General features: G+C 63.6%; 18 protein-coding genes and 2 tRNA genes. 8 read left to right on the top strand and 12 right to left on the bottom strand.

Annotation, left to right across the window (positions count from 1 at the left end):
• The 3 genes from QLG02_RS09120 to QLG02_RS09110 all read right to left on the bottom strand — a co-directional run.
• Nucleotides 1–289, bottom strand: a 289-nt coding sequence (locus QLG02_RS09120) for a GTP-binding protein (RefSeq protein ID WP_235210092.1), incomplete at its 3' end; no start/stop codon positions are given.
• A 171-nt stretch (nucleotides 290–460) separates the two neighbouring features.
• Nucleotides 461–535 (bottom strand) — tRNA-Gly (locus QLG02_RS09115).
• Nucleotides 536–573: 38 nt separating this feature from the next.
• Nucleotides 574–658 (bottom strand) — tRNA-Tyr (locus QLG02_RS09110).
• A 262-nt stretch (nucleotides 659–920) separates the two neighbouring features.
• Between QLG02_RS09110 and coaA the strand changes: the two genes are divergently transcribed.
• Entirely contained in the window at nucleotides 921–1859 is a 939-nt protein-coding gene (gene coaA, locus QLG02_RS09105; RefSeq protein WP_011707706.1) for a type I pantothenate kinase, read from the top strand.
• A 75-nt stretch (nucleotides 1860–1934) separates the two neighbouring features.
• On the opposite strand, the gene birA is transcribed toward coaA, so the two are convergent.
• Together birA and murB are read right to left on the bottom strand one after the other, a co-directional pair.
• On the bottom strand, nucleotides 1935–2900 hold the full coding sequence (gene birA / locus QLG02_RS09100) for a bifunctional biotin--[acetyl-CoA-carboxylase] ligase/biotin operon repressor BirA (RefSeq protein WP_024945204.1): 966 nt from the start codon (nucleotides 2898–2900) through the stop codon (nucleotides 1935–1937).
• Nucleotides 2897–3934 carry a UDP-N-acetylmuramate dehydrogenase gene (gene murB, locus QLG02_RS09095; protein WP_282465017.1) on the bottom strand — a complete coding sequence of 346 codons (1038 nt, stop codon included), beginning with the start codon at nucleotides 3932–3934 and terminating at the stop codon, nucleotides 2897–2899. Before murB ends, birA begins: the two co-directional genes overlap by 4 nt.
• A gap of 127 nt (nucleotides 3935–4061) precedes the next feature.
• On the opposite strand from murB, the gene QLG02_RS09090 reads away from it, so the two are divergent.
• Entirely contained in the window at nucleotides 4062–4715 is a 654-nt protein-coding gene (locus QLG02_RS09090; protein WP_011707709.1) for a TrkA family potassium uptake protein, read from the top strand.
• Nucleotides 4712–6067: a TrkH family potassium uptake protein gene (locus QLG02_RS09085; protein WP_024945202.1), complete on the top strand. Its 1356-nt coding sequence runs from the start codon at nucleotides 4712–4714 to the stop codon at nucleotides 6065–6067. Before QLG02_RS09090 ends, QLG02_RS09085 begins: the two co-directional genes overlap by 4 nt.
• Before the next feature lie 27 nt (nucleotides 6068–6094).
• On the opposite strand, the gene QLG02_RS09080 is transcribed toward QLG02_RS09085, so the two are convergent.
• Nucleotides 6095–6922 (bottom strand): AraC family transcriptional regulator, encoded by an 828-nt coding sequence (locus QLG02_RS09080; RefSeq protein WP_282465016.1) that lies wholly within the window; start codon nucleotides 6920–6922, stop codon nucleotides 6095–6097.
• A 100-nt stretch (nucleotides 6923–7022) separates the two neighbouring features.
• Between QLG02_RS09080 and QLG02_RS09075 the strand changes: the two genes are divergently transcribed.
• Both QLG02_RS09075 and QLG02_RS09070 read left to right on the top strand, forming a co-directional pair.
• The gene (locus QLG02_RS09075) at nucleotides 7023–7556 is read left to right on the top strand and encodes a carboxymuconolactone decarboxylase family protein (protein ID WP_282465015.1); all 534 of its coding nucleotides are present in this window, start codon (nucleotides 7023–7025) and stop codon (nucleotides 7554–7556) included.
• A gap of 13 nt (nucleotides 7557–7569) precedes the next feature.
• Nucleotides 7570–8004 (top strand): DUF417 family protein, encoded by a 435-nt coding sequence (locus tag QLG02_RS09070; RefSeq protein ID WP_017409799.1) that lies wholly within the window; start codon nucleotides 7570–7572, stop codon nucleotides 8002–8004.
• Between the two features lie 41 nt (nucleotides 8005–8045).
• Here the strand turns inward: QLG02_RS09070 and QLG02_RS09065 are convergent, their stop codons facing one another.
• A complete protein-coding gene (locus tag QLG02_RS09065; protein WP_282465014.1) occupies nucleotides 8046–10013 on the bottom strand; it encodes a DNA topoisomerase III in 1968 nt (655 codons plus the stop codon).
• 364 nt (nucleotides 10014–10377) lie between these two features.
• Here QLG02_RS09065 and QLG02_RS09060 point away from each other — a divergent pair, with 364 nt between their 5' ends.
• Nucleotides 10378–11508 (top strand): NapC/NirT family cytochrome c, encoded by a 1131-nt coding sequence (locus QLG02_RS09060; protein ID WP_282465013.1) that lies wholly within the window; start codon nucleotides 10378–10380, stop codon nucleotides 11506–11508.
• A 22-nt stretch (nucleotides 11509–11530) separates the two neighbouring features.
• A complete protein-coding gene (gene torA, locus QLG02_RS09055) occupies nucleotides 11531–14011 on the top strand; it encodes a trimethylamine-N-oxide reductase TorA (RefSeq protein ID WP_282465012.1) in 2481 nt (826 codons plus the stop codon).
• Nucleotides 14012–14163: 152 nt separating this feature from the next.
• On the opposite strand, the gene QLG02_RS09050 is transcribed toward torA, so the two are convergent.
• From QLG02_RS09050 to QLG02_RS09035, 4 genes are all read right to left on the bottom strand, one after another.
• Entirely contained in the window at nucleotides 14164–14625 is a 462-nt protein-coding gene (locus QLG02_RS09050) for a hypothetical protein (protein WP_010635837.1), read from the bottom strand.
• Between the two features lie 41 nt (nucleotides 14626–14666).
• Nucleotides 14667–16016 carry a sensor histidine kinase gene (locus QLG02_RS09045; protein ID WP_168755809.1) on the bottom strand — a complete coding sequence of 450 codons (1350 nt, stop codon included), beginning with the start codon at nucleotides 16014–16016 and terminating at the stop codon, nucleotides 14667–14669.
• Nucleotides 16017–16053: 37 nt separating this feature from the next.
• Nucleotides 16054–16710: a response regulator transcription factor gene (locus tag QLG02_RS09040; protein ID WP_011707717.1), complete on the bottom strand. Its 657-nt coding sequence runs from the start codon at nucleotides 16708–16710 to the stop codon at nucleotides 16054–16056.
• Between the two features lie 86 nt (nucleotides 16711–16796).
• Entirely contained in the window at nucleotides 16797–17129 is a 333-nt protein-coding gene (locus QLG02_RS09035; RefSeq protein WP_011707718.1) for a hypothetical protein, read from the bottom strand.
• A gap of 63 nt (nucleotides 17130–17192) precedes the next feature.
• Between QLG02_RS09035 and QLG02_RS09030 the strand changes: the two genes are divergently transcribed.
• Nucleotides 17193–17438 (top strand): PepSY domain-containing protein, encoded by a 246-nt coding sequence (locus QLG02_RS09030; RefSeq protein WP_010635834.1) that lies wholly within the window; start codon nucleotides 17193–17195, stop codon nucleotides 17436–17438.
• A 43-nt stretch (nucleotides 17439–17481) separates the two neighbouring features.
• Here QLG02_RS09030 and msrQ read toward each other — a convergent pair whose 3' ends face one another.
• Entirely contained in the window at nucleotides 17482–18114 is a 633-nt protein-coding gene (msrQ, locus tag QLG02_RS09025) for a protein-methionine-sulfoxide reductase heme-binding subunit MsrQ (RefSeq protein WP_206866025.1), read from the bottom strand.
• Between the last annotated feature and the right edge of the window lie 13 nt (nucleotides 18115–18127).

Here is an 18127-nt window from a genome sequence, read left to right as displayed (position 1 = left end):
CAGCACCGGTGATCATGTTTTTAACGTAGTCGGCGTGACCCGGGCAGTCTACGTGGGCGTAGTGACGGGTAGCGGTGTCGTATTCTACGTGGGAGGTGTTGATGGTGATACCACGCTCACGCTCTTCCGGTGCCTTGTCGATCTGGTCGAAGGCGAAAGCCTTACCACCGAAGTGCTTGGCCAGCACGTTGGTGATAGCGGCAGTCAGGGTGGTTTTACCGTGGTCAACGTGGCCGATGGTACCCACGTTAACGTGCGGTTTATTACGCTCAAATTTTTCTTTAGACATGATCGTCCCTCTAAACTAACGCTGAGTACGCGGTGGCAAGCTAACCACAGAACAGTTTATATGATGGATTTGAATCTGGTGGGGAAGAGAGGCTGGTGCTGACAGGCAGGTTCGATTGCCGAACTCACCCTAAGGTGTGGCTCTGCTATCGCCTGAGCCGTATCAGCATCTTGGAGCGGGCAGCGGGAATCGAACCCGCATCATCAGCTTGGAAGGCTGAGGTAATAGCCATTATACGATGCCCGCATTTCTCTAACCCAAAGAACTCAAACCGCAGAGAAATATGGTGGAGGGAGAAGGATTCGAACCTTCGAAGGCAGAGCCGTCAGATTTACAGTCTGATCCCTTTGGCCGCTCGGGAACCCCTCCAGTTGCATAAATGCCACAACGGTAATTCTGCTTGCACCCGTTGTTTTATCGCTTTTGCCGAGCAAATAGACGACAGACATCTAAGCGTCGCGCATTTTATGGTAAGCATTTTGGGGATGCAACCATTGCGCCTTGCAAAATGTGCATTATTGCCGGGAACCAGGCAAAAAAGGACTCACTCTCCGCTCGAAACCGTCGCTTCTCTTGTCGCTCCCCACCCCTTGGTGTATGGTCGCCCTGCCCAAGAAACAGTGATGACACCATGACGACAGAGCATAACCCCTATCTGCAATTCACCCGCGAACAATGGGCGTTATTGCGCGACTCGGTCCCTTTGACCCTGACCGAGCACGATCTGCAGACCCTGCGCGGGATCAATGAAAAGGTGTCATTGCAGGAGGTGGAAGAGATCTACCTGCCCCTCTCCCGCCTGCTCAATCTCTACGTCAAGGCCAAGCAGCGCCGCAGCCGGGTACTGGAACAGTTTCTCGGTCAGTCCCGCGGCAAGGGTACCTACATCATCAGCATCGCCGGCAGCGTGGCGGGTGGCAAAAGCACCACAGCGCGCATCATGCAGGCACTGCTGGAGCGCTGGCCGGAGCACCCGCGGGTGGAGCTGGTCACCACCGACGGCTTTCTCTATCCCAACAAGGTGCTGGAAGAGCGCGGCCTGATGCGCCGCAAGGGCTTCCCGGAATCCTATGACATCCGTCATCTGGTGGAATTTGTCGCCAACATCCGCGCCGGCCACGAAAAGGTCGAGGCGCCCGTCTACTCCCACCTTATCTACGACATCATCCCTGACGAGAAGAAGGTGGTGGAGCAGCCGGACATCCTGATCCTCGAAGGGCTCAATGTACTGCAGAGCGGCATGGATTATCCGCAGGAGCCCCATAGAGTCTTCGTCTCCGATTTCGTCGACTTCTCCATCTATGTGGATGCCGAAGCCGAGCTGCTGCGCACCTGGTATATCGAGCGCTTCCTCAAGTTCAGAAGTGGCGCCTTCTCGGATCCCGACTCCTACTTCCACCACTACGCCAAACTGGCGGAGAGCGAAGCGACCAAGATTGCCAACAACATCTGGCAAGATATCAACTATCTGAATTTGAAAGAGAACATACTTCCGACCAGGGAGCGGGCCAACCTGATCCTGACCAAGGGCAACGAGCACGCCATCGAGCAGATCAAACTGCGCAAGTAGCGGCTACCAACACGAATCACAATGAAGAGGGGGCCCGCAGGCCCCCTCTTCTATTCATGACGATCGCCACTGCCTTCAGTCGCCCCGGCGCAGGGAGATCTCGCCGCCCAGGTAGAACTTGATCCCCTCAGCGGTCTCCAGCCGCAGGGCGCCGCGATCATCGATGCCGCGCGCCACGCCGCGGATCTCCTGCTCGCCCATCAGCAGCCGCACCGGCCGGCCGGCGAAGTGATCGAGCCGGTTCCAGTCCGCCACGAAGCTGGCGAGACCACTCTGTTCGAAGGTGAGCATGGCCTGCTGCAGGTGATCGAGCACCCGGCCGGCCAGCAGATTGCGATCCACCAGTTCCGGCTGGATATGGCGCAGTTCGGACCAGGCCTGATCGATCCGCTCCCCCTCCCGGCTCGGCATCGCCAGATTGAGGCCAACCCCGATCACCAGATGACAGCTGGCACCGGCACTGCCGCTCATCTCCACCAGAATACCCGCCAGTTTGCGGCCCTGATAATAGAGGTCATTGGGCCATTTCAGCTCCACTCCCGGATAACCGAGGGATTCCAGCGCCTGCACCACGGCCACGCCGACCGCCAGACTTAGTCCCATGGCGGCCGCCATGCCCTGCTCGAGCCGCCAGTACATGCTGAGGATCAGCTGGCAACCGAAGGGGGAGACCCAAGGCTTGCCGCGACGGCCACGACCGGCGGTCTGGCACTCGGCCAGGCAGCTCTCGCCGGAGCTCAGCTGATTAACCCGCTCCAGCAGGTACTGGTTGGTGGAGTCGATGACCGGAAAGCAGTGTACCGGCGCCATGGGCGCCAACGCCTGCAGCTGTGCCTCGTCATAGAGCGCCATCGGCACCGCCAGCCGATAACCCTTGCCGGTCAGGCTGAACAAGTCCAGCCCCAGCTCCTTGAGCGCAGCCATGTGCTTGCTGACCGCCGCCCGGCTGATGCCGAGCTGCTCACCCAGCTGTTCGCCGGAGTGAAACTGGCCGTCGCTGAGCAGGGTGATCAGGGTCTGTCTGATGGGGGTCAGGGTCATGAGAGCACCTCGTCGAGCCAGGTTTCACCGCTGCGCCCCATGAAGCGCACCTCGTGCTCCAGCAGCACACCAAATTTCTGCTCCACGCTGTCGCGTACGTGAGCCGCCAGGGCGATCAGCTCCATGGCGCTGGCACCGCCCAGATTGACCAGCACCAGGGCCTGCTCCTGATGCACGGCGGCGCGGCCGATGGCAAAGCCCTTGAGGCCGCACTGATCGATGAGCCAGCCCGCGGCCAGCTTGGCCTGCCCGTCAGCGGCCGGGTAGCAGGGAAGGTGCGGGAATTGCTGCTTGAGCTGGTCGGCCTGCGCCGCCGTCACCACGGGGTTCTTGAAGAAGCTGCCGGCATTGCCGAGCACGGCCGGATCCGGCAGCTTGGCCATGCGGGTGGCGCAGACGGTGTCGAAGATGGCCTGCGCCGTGGGCTGCTCCCCGAGCGCGGCCAGCGGGCCGTAACCCGCCACCGGCTGCCAGGCCTTGGCGAGGCGCAGCCCGACGGCGGTGATGAAGTGGCTGTCCTGACAGGCGTGCTTGAAGATGCTGTCGCGATAGCCGAATCCGCAGGCGGCCGCCTCGATGCGCTCCAGCTGGCCACTCTGCCAGTTGAACGCCTCCACATAGGCACAGACGCTGGCCAGCTCGACCCCGTAGGCGCCGATATTCTGCACCGGGGCGGCCCCGACCGTGCCCGGGATCAGCGCCAGGTTCTCGAGCCCGAACCAGCCCTGCTGCAGGCTATGGCACACCAGCTCATGCCAGCTCTCGCCGGCCGCCACGTGCAGCAACCAGTGATCCCCCTCGTCGTGCAGCGTTATCCCCTTGAGCCGGTTGAGCACTACGACACCGGCGAAGTCATCGCAAAACAGCACGTTGCTGCCACCGCCCAGCACCAGCCTCGGCAAGTCGGCCAGCTCGGGGTTGGCTACCAGTTGCGGCAGATCGTCGATCCGTTCCACTTCGGCCAGCCAGCGGCAATGGGCATCGAGGGCGAGGGTGTTGAGCGTCAACAAGGAGGCGTAAGGGGTGAGTTTCATCTGCGTGTCCCGACAATGGCAAGCGGGCAGTCTACCTTATATTGCCGCCGGACGAAAAATCCGCCCCCCTTTTCGGACTCATGCCGCAGGAGTAGAGTATCCGGCTCCGACGCTTGAGGAAGTACTCATGAACAACCAATTTGCCGTGATCGGCCTGGGACTGTTTGGCAGCGCCCTGTGTGAAGAGCTGCAACGGCAGGATGCCGAGGTGCTGGCGATAGACATCGACGAGAGCAAGACCCGCCAAATCGCCACTCTCTGCAACCACGTCATCGTCGCCGATGCCACCGACGAGGCCACGGTGGCCGAGCTGGGGCTGGCCGACTTCGACATCGTCTTCGTCGCCATCGGTGACAACCTCGAGACCAGCATCCTCACCACCCTCGTCCTCAAGGAAGCCGGCGTGAAGAAGGTGTGGGTCAAGGCGCGCGACAAGTTCCACGCCAAGATCCTGCAGAAGGTGGGAGCCGACAAGGTGATCAACCCGGAGTGGGACATGGGCCGCCGGGTCGCCCAGAGCATGCTGGACAACCGGCTGTTCGACTATCTGGAGCTGGGCCACGACATGGTGCTGACCGAATTCGTCATCGGTTTGCCGCAAAATGGCCGCACCCTCGCCGATCTGCATCTGCTGCAGCAGACCGAACTGCAACTGCTGGCCATCAAGCGCGGCCAGGTGCTGCACAACGTGCTGACCGGCAAGATGGAGCTGCAACTGGGTGACATCCTGATCCTGGCGGGCAACAAGCACGCCATCGACCACTGGCTGGAAACCCTATGACCCGCTGGCGTAGCAACTACGCCTTCGCCCTGCACCGGGACGACGAGTCGCGCTGGAGCGAAGCCAAGCTGATCCTCGGCAGCTTCCTGATCATCCTGCTGGTCGGCACCCTGTTTCTGGTGCAGCCCTCCAGCCACAACGGCGAAGTGAGCTTCATCAACGCCCTGTTCACTGCCACCTCGGCCATCAGCGTGACCGGGCTCGGGGTGGTGGATACCGGCACCGCCTTCACCCTGCAGGGGCAGATCTTTTTGCTGATGCTGATGGAGATTGGCGGCCTCGGCCAGATGACCATGACCCTGCTGCTGATCGCCATGTTCAGCAAGCGGGTCGGTCTGCGCCAACAAGTGCTGGCCAAAGAGGCGCTGGGCCAGGAGGGGTCGGTCAACATCATCCAGCTGGTGAAGCGGATCGTGCTGTTCGCCTTCATCGCCCAGCTCATCGGCACCGGCCTGATGGCCATCCGCTGGGTGCCCGAGCTCGGCTGGGAGCGCGGCCTCTACGTCAGCTTCTTCCACGCGGTCTCGGCCTTCAACAACGCCGGCTTCTCGCTGTTTGCCAACAATCTCATCGACTATAGAGACGACCCCATCATCAGCCTGACCATAGCCGCGCTGATCATTCTGGGGGGGATCGGCTTCACCGTCATCGTCGACCTGGTGCGCAATCGCCGCTGGCGCAAGCTCAAGCTGCACAGCAAGCTGATGCTGATCATGACCCCGGGCCTGCTGCTGCTGGGTACCCTGATGTTCTGGCTGCTGGAGCACAACAACCCGGGCACCCTCGGCAAGGCCTCCTTCGGCGGTCAGTGGCTGGCGGCCTTCTTCCAGTCCACCAGCGCCCGTACCGCCGGCTTCAACTCCATCGACATCGGCCAGATGGTGCCTGCCTCTCTGTTGTTCATGATGATGCTGATGTTTGTCGGGGCCGGCGCCACCTCCACCGGGGGCGGTATCAAGGTGACCACCTTCGCGGTGGTGCTGCTGGCGACCAAGGCGTTTCTGACCAAGCGCCCCCATGTCACCGCCTTCGGCCGCACCCTGTCACCCCAGATAGTGACCCGCTCGCTCGCCATCATCATCGTCAGCACCATGGTGCTGATGTTGGCCATGTTCCTGCTGATGCTCACCGAGCAGCAATCCTTCGACAAGATCATGTTCGAGACCATCTCGGCGTTTGCCACCGTGGGGCTCTCCACCGGCATCACCGCCGGTCTGAGCGAACCGGGCAAGCTGATCCTGGTGCTGGTGATGATCTGCGGCCGTCTCGGTCCGCTGACCCTGGCCTTCATGCTGGCCCGCCCAAGCGAGACCCGCATCAAGTATCCGGAAGAAGCCGTCTACACCGGCTGATGACACCGGGGCCCGCCGTGGCCCCGGTCATTCGCGCTGCCGCGTCTTGAGCCAGCGTCCCGGGCTCATGCCGAACTCCCGTTCAAACGCCCGCCCAAAGGCGGTTCCGCCGCTATACCCCGCCCCCAGCGCCACCTGAGTGATGGACTCCCCTGCCAGCAGCTGCTGACTGGCCAGCATCATGCGCCAGCGCGTCAGATAGCCCAGTGGCGTCTGCCCGGTCAACGCCTGGAAATGGGCGGCGAAGCGGGCGCGCGACATGCCCGCCTCCCGTGCCAGCGTCTCGACCGTCCAGGGCTCGTCCCCGCGCTGATGCATGACCGCGATGGCCCGCGCCAGACGCGGGTCGGAGAGCGCAGCCAGCATCCCCTGCCGGCAGTGCCCCTGCTCCACCAGATGGCGCAGCAGCAGGATCAGCAATACCTCCAGCAGACGGGAGAGGATCGGTGGCTGACCGTAGCGGTCGGCGAAGGCCTCCTCGAACAGCAGGGTCAGCACCGGCGCCATGGCCGGGATCGTCTGCAGCGGCAGTACCAGGGTATCCGACAGCGCCAGCTGCAATGGTGAGTCACCGGTCGGTCCAAACGACACGCTGGCGCACACCAGATCGCAACCTGCCAGCTGACGCGGCTCGAGCCAGTGTCCCCGCCCACGAGGAAACAGGATCAGGGTCGGTTCGGTCAGCAGCAGGGGCTCACCCCCCTCCTCGCGCAGCAGCAGTTCGCCACGGCGCAGCAAGTGCAAGTGGCCACCAGCCGGATAGTCATGGCTGTGGGAGTGCTGGCACAGATTGCCGGCAAAGAAGAGGTTGGCCCGGGGCGCGGCATGGACCAGCAGTATCGAGAGTGGATCCATGTTTGAGACGATAAGTCGCCAATAGTGGACTATGGGTGATAAACCGTACCATTAAAACCGGCATAGTGTCTCCCGTACCCAACCCAAACAGGAGCACACCATGAGTCGCATTCACACCGTGAGCCAGCCCAAACCGGCTGCCGCCCCCACCTTCGCCGCCCTCAAAAGCAGCCTTGGCAAGGTTCCCAACCTCTACGCCACCCTGGCCCATTCACCCGTGGTGCTCAACGGCCTGCTCGGTTTTGCCGATGCGCTGGGCAAAGGGCGACTCAGTGCCCGCCAGCGGGAGCTGCTGGCACTGGCCATCGGCCAGGCCAACGCCTGCCAATACTGCCTGTCGGCCCACACCCTGCTGGCTGGCCGGGCCGGTTTCGATGACGACGCCATCCGGGCTGCCCGTCTGGCCCAGGCAGCGGATCCACTCGATCACGCCCTGCTGCAGCTGGCGGTCGCCCTGGTTACCCAGCGCGGTGTCATCAGCGATCAACAACTGGCCGCAGCCCGTGCCGCGGGCGTGGATGATGAGCTGGCAATGGAGGTACTGGGACAGGTGGTCATCAATACCCTGACCAACTACGGCAATCATCTGGCGGCAACCGACATCGACTTCCCGCCGGTCACTCTCACCCCCTGACAAAGGAGCATGAATGGAACGCCATGACCGAGGTTTTCTGATCGCCCTCGCCGGGGTGGTACTGACCCTGCTCTGGATCGGCGTGTTCAAGTTCACGCCGACCGAGGCGGCGGCCATCCGGCCGCTGGTGGCAAGCCACCCGCTGATGAGCTGGCTCTATGCCGTGCTCTCGGAGCAAGCCGTCTCCAATCTGATCGGACTGGTCGAGATCCTGATCGCCGGCGGTCTGATTGCCGGCCTGTGGCGACCACGTCTGGGCTACTGGAGCAGCCTGGGGGCCATCCTGACCTTCCTCGTGACCCTCAGCTTTCTGCTGACCCTGCCGGGCGTCTGGAAGCTGGTCGACGGAGTGCCGGTCACCGAGTTCTTCATCTTCAAGGATCTGGTACTGCTCGGCGTTGCCTGGCACTACCTGAATTTGAGTCGCGCCAGACTGGCCGACGCCTGACGACAATGCCTTTTTGCGCCCCGACAGGGGCGCTTTTTTTATCAGGCAGCCTTGACCGGCCGCTTGCTCCCCCGCTTGGCTGTCCCGCTCGTACCACCAGCCGCCGTGCTGCGCTTGCGCTTGGTGAAGCGGCGCTTGTCGGCTCCGGGCGCCGCCTTGGGCAGGGCACTGAAGCTGGCCCCCGAATCCTGTCTGGCGCCGTCGATCAGGCCGTTCAACTGCTCGGTCAGCGGCCCCATGAATTGCTGATAGCTCGTCTGCCGCTCGGCAATCCGGCCGAGATGCTGCTCCCACAGCGCCGTCATGTCAGGGGTGGTCGCCGTGACAGGCAACGCCTGAATGAGAGCTCGCCCGGTCGGGGTCGCCTTGATGCTCTTGCCCTGGCGCACCAGAAAGCGGCGCTTGAACAGCAGATCGATGATGCCCGCCCGGGTCGCCTCGGTGCCGAGGCCGTCGGTCTCGCGCAGGGTCTTGCGGATCTCGGGATCCTGCACGTAGCGGGCGATGCCGGTCATGGCCGCCAGCAGGGTGGCATCGGTGAACGACTTGGGCGGCTGGGTCATCTTCTCCTGCAGCTCCCCCCGCTCGCACAGCAGTTGCTCGCCCTTGCGCAGGGCCGGCAGGGTCCCCGCCTCCTCCTCATCATCCTCCTCCACCCCGAGCAGCGCCTTCCAGCCCGCCTTGAGGATCCGCCGCGCCTTGGCCTGGAACAGCCCGCCGGCGATGCGCAGCAGCACTTTGCTGTCGTTGTACTCGAACGGCGGGTAGAACTGCAGCAGGTACTGACGGGCAATCAGGCCGTAAAGCTTCGCCTCGTCAGCCCCCAGCGTGGCCGGGCTGCCCTGCTTCTCGGTGGGGATGATGGCGTGGTGGGCATCCACCTTGCTGTCGTTCCACGCCTTGCTGCGGATCTTGCCGTCCGCCTCGCTCACCGCCTTGGCCAGCGCCGGCGCCGTGCTGGCGATGGCATCCCGCACCTGGCCGGCCCGGTTGAAGTGATCGCTCGGCAGATGACGGCTGTCGGATCTGGGGTAAGTGATGAGCTTGTGGCGCTCGTAGAGCCCCTGGCAGACGTCCAGCACCCGCTTGGCGTCCATGCCGAACCGCTTGGCGGCATCGATCTGCAGGCTGGAGAGGTTGTAGGGCAGCGGCGCCGCCTGCTTGCGGGCCTGCTCCTCCACCTCTTCCACCAGTGCAAGTTGACCCTGGATCCGCTCCACCACCTTGGCGGCCAGCGCCCGGTTGAGCACACGTCCCTCCTCGTCCTGCCAGGGCAGACAGGCCTCGGAGGGCAGCCACTTGGCGCTGAAACGCTCGTTGCCTTCGGTCTGTAGATGGGCCAGCACCTCGAAGAAGGGTTTGGGCACGAAGGCTTCTATCTCGAGATCCCGCCGTACCACCAGCCCCAGCAGCGGCGTCTGCACCCGGCCGACCGACAGCAGCTCGCTGCAACCCCCCTTGCGGCCAAGCAGGGTATAGGCCCGGGTCATGTTGATGCCGTAGAGCCAGTCGGCCCGGCTGCGGGCCAGCGCCGACACCGCCAGCGGCACGAACTCCTTGTTGTCTCTGAGCTTGTCGAGGGCACGGCGCACCGCCGGCGGATTGAGATCGCTGATGAGACAGCGCAGCACCGGCCTGGTTTTGCCATAGCCGAGGAAATCGATCACCTCGTCCACCAGCAGCTGCCCCTCCCGATCCGGGTCACCGGCGTTGACCACGCAGTCGGCTTGTTTGATCAGCCGCTTGATGACGGTGAGCTGGGTCTTGGTCTTCGGCTTGGCCACCAGTTGCCACTGGCTCGGAATGATGGGCAGCGATTCCATGCGCCACTGCTTGTAGGCGGCGTCATAGGCATCGGGCTCGGCCTGCTCCAGCAGGTGGCCGATGCACCAGGTCACCACATCCCCCTGCGCGGTCTCGATAAAACCGTCCCCCTTCTTGTGGGGCTTGGGCAGCACGTCGGCAATGGCACGTCCCAGACTGGGCTTCTCGGCGATGAAGAGTCGCATGGCAAACACCTGAATACTGTATATGTGAACAGTATATAACGGGCCCCGGGCAAAGCCCAAGCCCTCCCCGGGCGCGAGGCGACAGGCCCTTGCCGAGGCAGGAGCAATTGAGAGGGGGTGGCGGGCGGGTGCACAGCACCGCCGGGGCGTGGATGGCAGGCCCAGGCTGGCCATGCTTCAAACGAGGACGAAAGAGACGGTAAAATCGCAGGAAGTTAAATTAAATTCAATTAAATGATAAATTACAAAATAATAAATGCATTTAAAATAACAATACAAAATATAAATCATGATAGAGGTCAATCAACTACCTCTCCATGGATACTACTATATTGGTAATATTTGATCGTAGGAAAACGCCGTCATGCTTGGAAAATTGTTGAGAAAAACCTGGTTCTGGCTACTGCTGCTCGGAGCCCTCTTGGGCGTTGCAGCGCTGGGGGTTACGGTGACCGTCATGCACAAGACCAGCTCCACCGAGTTCTGCGTCTCCTGTCACTCCATGCAGACCCCGCTGGCCGAGTATCAGGGCAGCGTCCACTTCCAGAACGTGAAGGGCATCCGCGCCGAGTGCGCAGACTGCCACATTCCGGGTGATCCCACCTCCTATCTGTGGACCAAGATCCGCGCCGTGAAGGATATCTATCACGAGGCGATCGGCACCCTCGACACGCCTGAGAAATACGAGGCTCACAAGCTGCGCATGGCACAGTCGGTGTGGGACGAGCTGAAGGCCAACGACTCCGCTACCTGCCGCAGCTGCCACAGCTACGCGGCGATGGACATCCTGGCCCAGCGCCCCAACGCCCGTGCCGAGCACCCGGTCGCCATCAAGGAGGGCCAGACCTGCATCGACTGCCATCGCGGCGTCGCCCACATCATGCCCGACATGAGCGGCCTGGCCGCCGCCGGTGCCAGCGAGCTGGCGCAAGCCGCCGCCCAGACCCCGGCCAGCGTCACCACCCGTTACGCCATCGCCACCACCCCGCTCTATCTGGATGCCAACGCCAAGACCGACGAAGGCACCCTGATGCCCTCCACCCAGGTGGAAGTGCTGGCCAACGACAACGGCCGCGCCCAGGTGCGCATCGACGGCTGGCAGCAGGACGGGGTGAGCGAGGTGTTCTACGCCGCCCCCGGCAAGCGCATCCTGAGCACCCTGCTCGGCGACAAGGCCAAGGCGCAGCTCACCACCGGCAAGAGCGAAACCGACAGCACCACCAACCTCACCTGGCATCAGGTCAGCCTGACCGCCTGGGTGGATCAGAGCCAGCTCATCGGCGATCAGGGCAAGCTGTGGCAGTACGCCTCCACCCTGATGTCCAACAACTGTACCGGCTGCCACGGCCTCACCGCACTGGATCACTTCAACGCCAACCAGTGGATCGGCGTCATCAAGGGGATGGAATCACGCACCTCCCTGACCCCGGAACAGGCACGCATGTTGACCCAATACGTCCAGAAACATGCCAGTGACATGAACGCGGCGCACTAAGGCTGGCACAGAGGAAATCGTCATGACTTTTTTTACCGATAAGCAAACCAATCTCTCCCGCCGCAACCTGCTCAAGGGGCTGGGCGCCTGCGCCGCCCTGCCGCTGCTGGCCGGCGTCTTCCCGAAAAGCGCGCTGGCCCAGGCCATCAGCACGGCGCTTGAACAGTTCCCGACCCTGGTGCCCGCCCAGAAAGGCATCCTGACCGGCGCCCACTGGGGGGCTTTCGAGGCCATCGTCGAAGAGGGCCGCATGGTACGGGTCCAGCCGGTGGCCGATGATCCGGCCCCCAACGATCTCATCGACATGGCGCCGTTCCAGGTCCACGCCAAGAACCGCATCAAGTACCCCATGGTGCGCAAGAGCTGGCTGGAGCAGGGCCCGGGGGCCAAGCCCGAACTGCGCGGCGCCGACGAGTGGGTGCGAGTGAGCTGGGAGAAGGCCATCGCCCTGGTGGCTGGCGAAATAGGCCGGGTGCAGCGCGACTTCGGCCCGCAGGCGATCCACGCCGGTTCCTACGGCTGGAAGAGCGTCGGCATGTTCCACAACAGCCGCACCCTGCTGCACCGCCTGATGAACCTGGCGGGCGGCTTCACCGGCTATGCCGGCGACTACTCCGCCGGCGCCGCCCAGGTGATCATGTCCCACGTGATGGGCTCCATCGAGGTGTATGAGCAGCAGACCGCCTGGCCCAACGTCATCGAGCACGCCGAACTGGTGGTGCTGTGGGGGGTCAACGCCCAGGTCACCCTGAAGAACAGCTGGAACATGCCGGATCACGAGGGCCAGGCTGGCTTCAAGGCGCTCAAGGAGAAGGGTACCCGCATCATCAGCATCGACCCGGTCTACAACGAAACCGCCAAGCTGGCCGGGGCCGAGTGGATTGCGCCGAACGCCTACACCGACGTGGCCATGATGCTGGGGGTAGCCCACACCCTCTACAGCGAGCAGAAGCACGATCAGGCCTTCCTCGACCGCTACACCACCGGCTTCGACAAGTTCCTCGCCTATCTGCTCGGCCAGGAAGACGGCCAGCCGAAGAGCGCCGAGTGGGCGAGCACCATCTGCGGCGTCGATGCCAAGGTGATCCGCCAGCTGGCCCTCGACATGGCATCCAAGCGCACCATGATCATGGCGGGCTGGGGCATGCAGCGGCAGCAGCACGGCGAACAGCCCAACTGGATGCTGGTCACCCTGGCCGCCATGCTGGGCCAGATCGGCCTGCCGGGCGGCGGTTACGGCTTCAGCTACCACTACTCTTCCGGTGGCAGCCCCACCGCCAAGGGCGGCATCCTGGCGGGCATCTCAGCCGGCAATGCGCCGAAGAACGGGCCGTCTCCGATCCCGGTGGCCCGCATCGCCGACTGTCTGGCCAACCCCGGCAAGACCATCGACTTCAACGGCCGCAAGGTGACCTACCCGGACATCAAGCTGGTCTATGTGGCGGGCGGCAACCCCTTCCATCACCACCAGGACACCAACAACCTGGTCAAGGCCTGGCGCAAGCCGCAGACTGTGATCGTGCACGAGCCCTACTGGACCGCCACCGCCAAGCACGCCGACATCGTCCTGCCGGCCACCACCAGCTACGAGCGCAACGATCTGGAGATGGGCGGCGACTACTCCCAGCGCTACGTCTTCCCGATGCACCAGTGCGTGCCGCCCCAGTTCGAGGCGCGCAACGACTTCGACATCTTCCGCGACGTGGCCGCCAAGCTGGGTCTGCAGGAGCAGTACACCGAAGGCAAGGACGAGATGCTGTGGCTCAAGCAGATGTATGACGGCATGGCCGCCCAGGCCCGCGGCGCCCGGGTGGCGCTGCCGCCGTTCAACATGTTCTGGGAGTCCAACAACTACATCCGCTTCCCGGTGCCCGAGGCGAACCGCCAGTGGATCCGTCACGCCGATTTCCGTGAGAACCCGCTGCTCAACCCGCTCGGTACCCCGTCCGGCAAGATCGAGATCTTCTCCAGCACGGTGGCCGGCATGGACTATGCCGACTGCGCCGGCCATCCCAAGTGGTATGAGCCCAAGGAGTGGATCAAGAGCAAAGAGGCGACCCGCTATCCGCTGTCGCTCAACACCTCCCACCCGACCCAGCGGCTGCACTCCCAGCTCGACAACACCCCGCTGCGGGACAAGTTCGCCGTCGCCGATCGCGAGGCGATCCTGATCCACCCGGACGACGCCAAGGCGCGCGGCATCCAGGATGGCGATCTGGTACGGGCCTTCAACAACCGAGGCCAGATCCTGGTGGGGGCCCTGCTCTCGACCGACATCCGCCCCGGAGTGGTGCGAGTGTGCGAAGGGGCCTGGTTCGATCCGGCCAAACCGGGCGAGGCGGGAAGCCTGTGCAAGAACGGCAACGTCAACTGCCTCACCTTCGACGAGGGCACCTCCAGCCTGGCGCAGGGCAACTGCGGTCACATGGCCCAGTTGCAGATCGAGAAGTACCAGGGCCCGGCCCCGGCCAACACCGCCCACGCGGTGCCGGCCAACGCCTGAGCAGAGGAGTGAGCAACAAAAACGGCGCCATCAAGGCGCCGTTTTCTTATCGCGGTTTGGGGTGTGGCTCAGAATCAGAAGTCACCCTCAACCATCTACTCTTCCGGACACTCCAACCGCCTTGCAGCCAGAGCGCGGACAAGGGCTCAGAATCAGAAGTCCCCTTCCACCATGTACTCTTCCGCACACTCCACCAGCTGGGGCCAGAGTTCTTCCGGCACCCAGGCATCCGGGTCATCTTCATCCCCGTCGTACTGGCTCCAGAAATAGCGGCGCAGGCCGGAGGCGAAGTCATCGCTCAGCTCGGCCAGCTCGGAGAGCGGCCCCAGCCAGGCGATACGGCGCAGGCCGGAGGCGAGATCGTTGATGGCGTCCATCAGGCCGCGATCGTCGAAGCTCTGCTCCACCAGCAGGGTGAAGCGCTCGCGCGCCCGCTCGGTCTGATCCTCATCCAGCTCGCCCACGTCGGCCAGCAGGTCGACGAAATCTTCCAGCAGGAAGGCAATCAGGCTGTCGCGATCCTCAAACCACTGGATCTGGGCCCCCTTGGTGCCCAGCACGGAGGCATCGAACGAATCGTCCAAGTGACACAGTGCCCATGGATCATCGGTCATGGTTCTCTTCCTCAGGCTAAAACAGGTGCCATATCTTATGCCTAGCTCTCTACTCTTGCCACCTTGGGCAACGAGAGAGAAGCCGCCAGCCCGCCCAGTTCGGCGCGCCCCATGATGAGGCTGCCGCGATAGGCTTCCGCCAGATCGGAGACGATGTTGAGGCCCAGCCCCGAACCCGGCACCTTCTCGTCGAGGCGCACCCCGCGCAGCACCGCCTTGGCGATCTGATCCTCGCTCATGCCGGGACCGTCATCCTCGATGCGCAGGGTGATCCAGCCCCCCAGCTCGGCGCTGGAGATGCGCAGCCGGCCGGCCGACCACTTGAAGGCGTTCTCCAGCAGGTTGCCCACCATCTCATCGAAGTCCTGCTCCTCCACCCCGACCGCCAGGGTGGGCGGCACCTGCAGATCCACCTCCCGGCCCGGATAGAGGCGGGAGAAGGCGCGGCAGATGTACTCCACCCGCGCCCGCACCGGGGTCGACACCCCGAGGATCTTGGCGGCGCCAGTGACCCGCGCCTTGCCGAGGTGGTAGTCGATGTGGCGCTGGATCTGATCGAGCTGCTCGCCGAGGGCGGCCTGATCTTCCGGCGGCAGCTGGGCCACCTGATTGCGCATGATGCTGAGCGGCGTCTTGAGGGCGTGGGCCAGGTTGCCGGTGTGGGAGCGGGCCCGCTGCAACAGCTCGCCATAGTGGTGCAGCAGCCGGTTGATGTCCTCCACCAGCGGCTGGATCTCCAGCGGATAGCGCAGCCGGAACCCCTCCTGATGGCCCTGATGGACCCGGCTCAGCTCGCGGCGCAACAGGTGCAGCGGCCGCAGACCGTAGACGATCTGGAACATGAAGCCGAGTACCAGCCCGGTCGCGGCAAAGCCGAGGCCGAGGAACAGGCTGATGCGGGTCTTCTTCAGAGTCTGAGTCAGGGCGCTGCTGTCCTTGGCCATCACCAGGGTAAACACCCGATCCGAACCGGGCAGCAGCACGGTGCGGGTCATGATCAGCAGCGGCTCCTTGTTGGGCCCCTTGCCGACGAAGAGATCCGGATCGCCGAAGGCCGACTTCAGGCCGTGCACGTCGAGGTGCACATCCCACAGGGAGCGGGAGCGGCTGACCACGCTCTCCCCCAGCTCCAGCTGCCAGTAGTAACCGGAGTAGGGCTGGCGAAAGCGGGGGTCGGCCATGGGTTCGGTGACCACCGGCAGGCCATCCGGCTGGATCTCGAGGCGAGAGAGCAGATCGTAGAGCTGCAGGCGCAGGCCGTCGGCCTCCGCCTCCTGCCAGTAGTTGCGCATCATGGTCTGCAGGCTGAAGCCGGTGGCAAACAGGAACAGGCCGCACCAGACCATGGCGATGACCACCAGCCGCCCCCGCAGGGTGCGCACCAGCCTCATTCAGCCGCTCCGGCGCACGAGGGCATCAAGTGCCAGCTCATTCGTTGATCCGGTAGCCGAGACCGCGCACCGTCTCGATGAGATCAGAGTGGGTCTTCTTGCGGATCCGGCCGATGAACACCTCTACCGTGTTGGAGTCGCGGTCGAAATCCTGGGCGTAGATGTGGTCGATCAGCTCGCTGCGCGACACCACCTTGCCCCTGTGCTGCATCAGATAGCCGAGCACCCGGAACTCGTGGGCGGTCAGCTTGATGGGGGTGCCTTCGTACCACACCTGGGACGCCGCCATGTCGAGCCGCACCCCGCCGATCTCCAGGATCGAGCTGGCGTTGCCCGCGGCGCGGCGCACCAGGGCATGGACCCGAGCCACCAGCTCGGCCACCTGGAACGGCTTGGTGAGGTAGTCGTCGGCCCCGGCGTTGAGCCCCTCGATCTTCTCGTGCAGCTGACCACGGGCGGTCAACACCAATACCGGGGTGTCGATCCCCTTGCTGCGCCACTCTTTGAGCACGCTCAGGCCGTCGCGGCCCGGCAGACCGAGATCCAGAATGATGGCATCGTAGGGCTCGGTCTCGCCGAGAAAGCCGGCCTCGTTGCCGTCGTGGCAGAGGTCGGTCACGAAACCGGACAGGCGCAGCTGTTCCGCCAGCTGGCCCGCCAGGGTCTTCTCATCTTCAACTATCAGAATTCGCATAAATGGGTATCCAAAGCAGGGTTGTGCCGGTACCGGCGGCGGTTGGGGAACGAACCGGATGGCGGCGCGTTCGCGGACTCACTCCATCACTCCTCTTCCGGGGGCGGACGCGGTTCGAACAGCCGCTCCAGATGATGGCCCTTGAGCCACACCATCTCCAGGTTGTCGGCCCGATAGCCCACCTTGATGACGCTGTTCTCGCTGTCGATCAGCTTGAGTTCGTACAGCCAGATGCCGTCCTCCTCCCCCAGATCGACCCGCAGCACCCGTACCGGCAGGCGGGAAGCCACCTCCATCACCTCATGAAAGGGGCGTACCCGTCCCTCGCTGACCGCCTGCTGCAGCAAGGCCTCGTTCGGCGTGGCCGCCTGTGCCAGAGCCGGCAGCAGCAACCCAAGCAGAGACAGGGCTCTATTCATGGATGATTCATCTCCCAAAACCTAACATAATGCCGTTTATAGTCTGCCAGCCATGAATCCGGAATGAATATGATCCGACGCAGTTTCCTGCTGATCCTTTGCCTCTTCTCCACCCTCGGCTGGGCCGCCGAGAGCCGTCTCGACATGGCCGGGCTGGTCAAACTGCTGGTGGCCCAAGGGTATCACGACATTCGGGAAGTGGAGCTGGAAGGGGACAAATTCGAGGTGGAAACCCTGGATGCCCAGGGACAACGGGTACGACTCCTGGTAGACGCCCATACGGGTGACATCAAAAAAGAGGCCGACTAGGCCTCTTTTTTATGGCGGGTTGCCGGGGCGGGCACTGCCGGCCTCATGCCTCCCTCAGTTTCTGCGGCCGAAGCCGGCGCCAGGGGCGCAGCAGCTTGTCGCGGCGCGGCACCAGCAGGGCGCAGGCCAGCAGCAGATAGATGAGCGGCTCCTGCCAGCCGCTCTTGAGCGACCACCAGTAGTGCACCGGTACCAGCAGGGCCACCGCGTAGATCCAGTTGTGCAGCTGCTGCCAGGCCGGCCCCATGCGCCGCAGCAGGGCCGGGATCGAGGTGAGGCTGAGCGCCAACAGCAACAGCAGCGCCACCATTCCCACCACTATGTATCTGCGCTTGACCAGCTCGCCGCCAATCAGCCCCCAGTCAAACTGCAGATCCAGCCCCAGCCAGACCATGAAATGCAGACCGGCCCAGGCCGCGCACCAGAGCCCGAGCGGGCGGCGCAGCTTGATGAGTTGCCCCTGCCGCCAGCGTTTGGCCAGCGGCGACACCAGCAGGGTGAGCAGCAGCAGGTTGAGCGCCCCCTTGCCCAGATAGTGGGTCAGCCCCTGCACCGGATCCCCTCCCAGCAGGCCGCCGGGCACGGCCACCAGCAGCCAGAGCAGAAACCCCAGCGAGGCGAGGTGTACCAGTGCCCGCAGCAAGGTAATGTGACGCGCCGTCAGTCGCAGAGTCATGGTGTCAGCTCCT

This window comes from Aeromonas sp. V90_14 (assembly GCF_029967615.1).
Classification (GTDB): Bacteria; Pseudomonadota; Gammaproteobacteria; order Enterobacterales; family Aeromonadaceae; genus Aeromonas; species Aeromonas hydrophila.
The sequence above is the reverse complement of the archived record's forward strand: the minus strand, read 5'-3'. Positions and strand labels throughout refer to the sequence as shown.

Bases quoted from the DNA above. Each gene is read 5' to 3' on its own strand.
- coaA (WP_011707706.1), top strand. From the start codon at position 921: ATGACGACAGAGCATAACCCCTATCTGCAATTCACCCGCGAACAATGG.
- birA (WP_024945204.1), bottom strand. From the start codon at position 2,900: ATGACCCTGACCCCCATCAGACAGACCCTGATCACCCTGCTCAGCGAC.
- murB (WP_282465017.1), bottom strand. From the start codon at position 3,934: ATGAAACTCACCCCTTACGCCTCCTTGTTGACGCTCAACACCCTCGCC.
- QLG02_RS09090 (WP_011707709.1), top strand. From the start codon at position 4,062: ATGAACAACCAATTTGCCGTGATCGGCCTGGGACTGTTTGGCAGCGCC.
- QLG02_RS09085 (WP_024945202.1), top strand. From the start codon at position 4,712: ATGACCCGCTGGCGTAGCAACTACGCCTTCGCCCTGCACCGGGACGAC.
- QLG02_RS09080 (WP_282465016.1), bottom strand. From the start codon at position 6,922: ATGGATCCACTCTCGATACTGCTGGTCCATGCCGCGCCCCGGGCCAAC.
- QLG02_RS09075 (WP_282465015.1), top strand. From the start codon at position 7,023: ATGAGTCGCATTCACACCGTGAGCCAGCCCAAACCGGCTGCCGCCCCC.
- QLG02_RS09070 (WP_017409799.1), top strand. From the start codon at position 7,570: ATGGAACGCCATGACCGAGGTTTTCTGATCGCCCTCGCCGGGGTGGTA.
- QLG02_RS09065 (WP_282465014.1), bottom strand. From the start codon at position 10,013: ATGCGACTCTTCATCGCCGAGAAGCCCAGTCTGGGACGTGCCATTGCC.
- QLG02_RS09060 (WP_282465013.1), top strand. From the start codon at position 10,378: ATGCTTGGAAAATTGTTGAGAAAAACCTGGTTCTGGCTACTGCTGCTC.
- torA (WP_282465012.1), top strand. From the start codon at position 11,531: ATGACTTTTTTTACCGATAAGCAAACCAATCTCTCCCGCCGCAACCTG.
- QLG02_RS09050 (WP_010635837.1), bottom strand. From the start codon at position 14,625: ATGACCGATGATCCATGGGCACTGTGTCACTTGGACGATTCGTTCGAT.
- QLG02_RS09045 (WP_168755809.1), bottom strand. From the start codon at position 16,016: ATGAGGCTGGTGCGCACCCTGCGGGGGCGGCTGGTGGTCATCGCCATG.
- QLG02_RS09040 (WP_011707717.1), bottom strand. From the start codon at position 16,710: ATGCGAATTCTGATAGTTGAAGATGAGAAGACCCTGGCGGGCCAGCTG.
- QLG02_RS09035 (WP_011707718.1), bottom strand. From the start codon at position 17,129: ATGAATAGAGCCCTGTCTCTGCTTGGGTTGCTGCTGCCGGCTCTGGCA.
- QLG02_RS09030 (WP_010635834.1), top strand. From the start codon at position 17,193: ATGAATATGATCCGACGCAGTTTCCTGCTGATCCTTTGCCTCTTCTCC.
- msrQ (WP_206866025.1), bottom strand. From the start codon at position 18,114: ATGACTCTGCGACTGACGGCGCGTCACATTACCTTGCTGCGGGCACTG.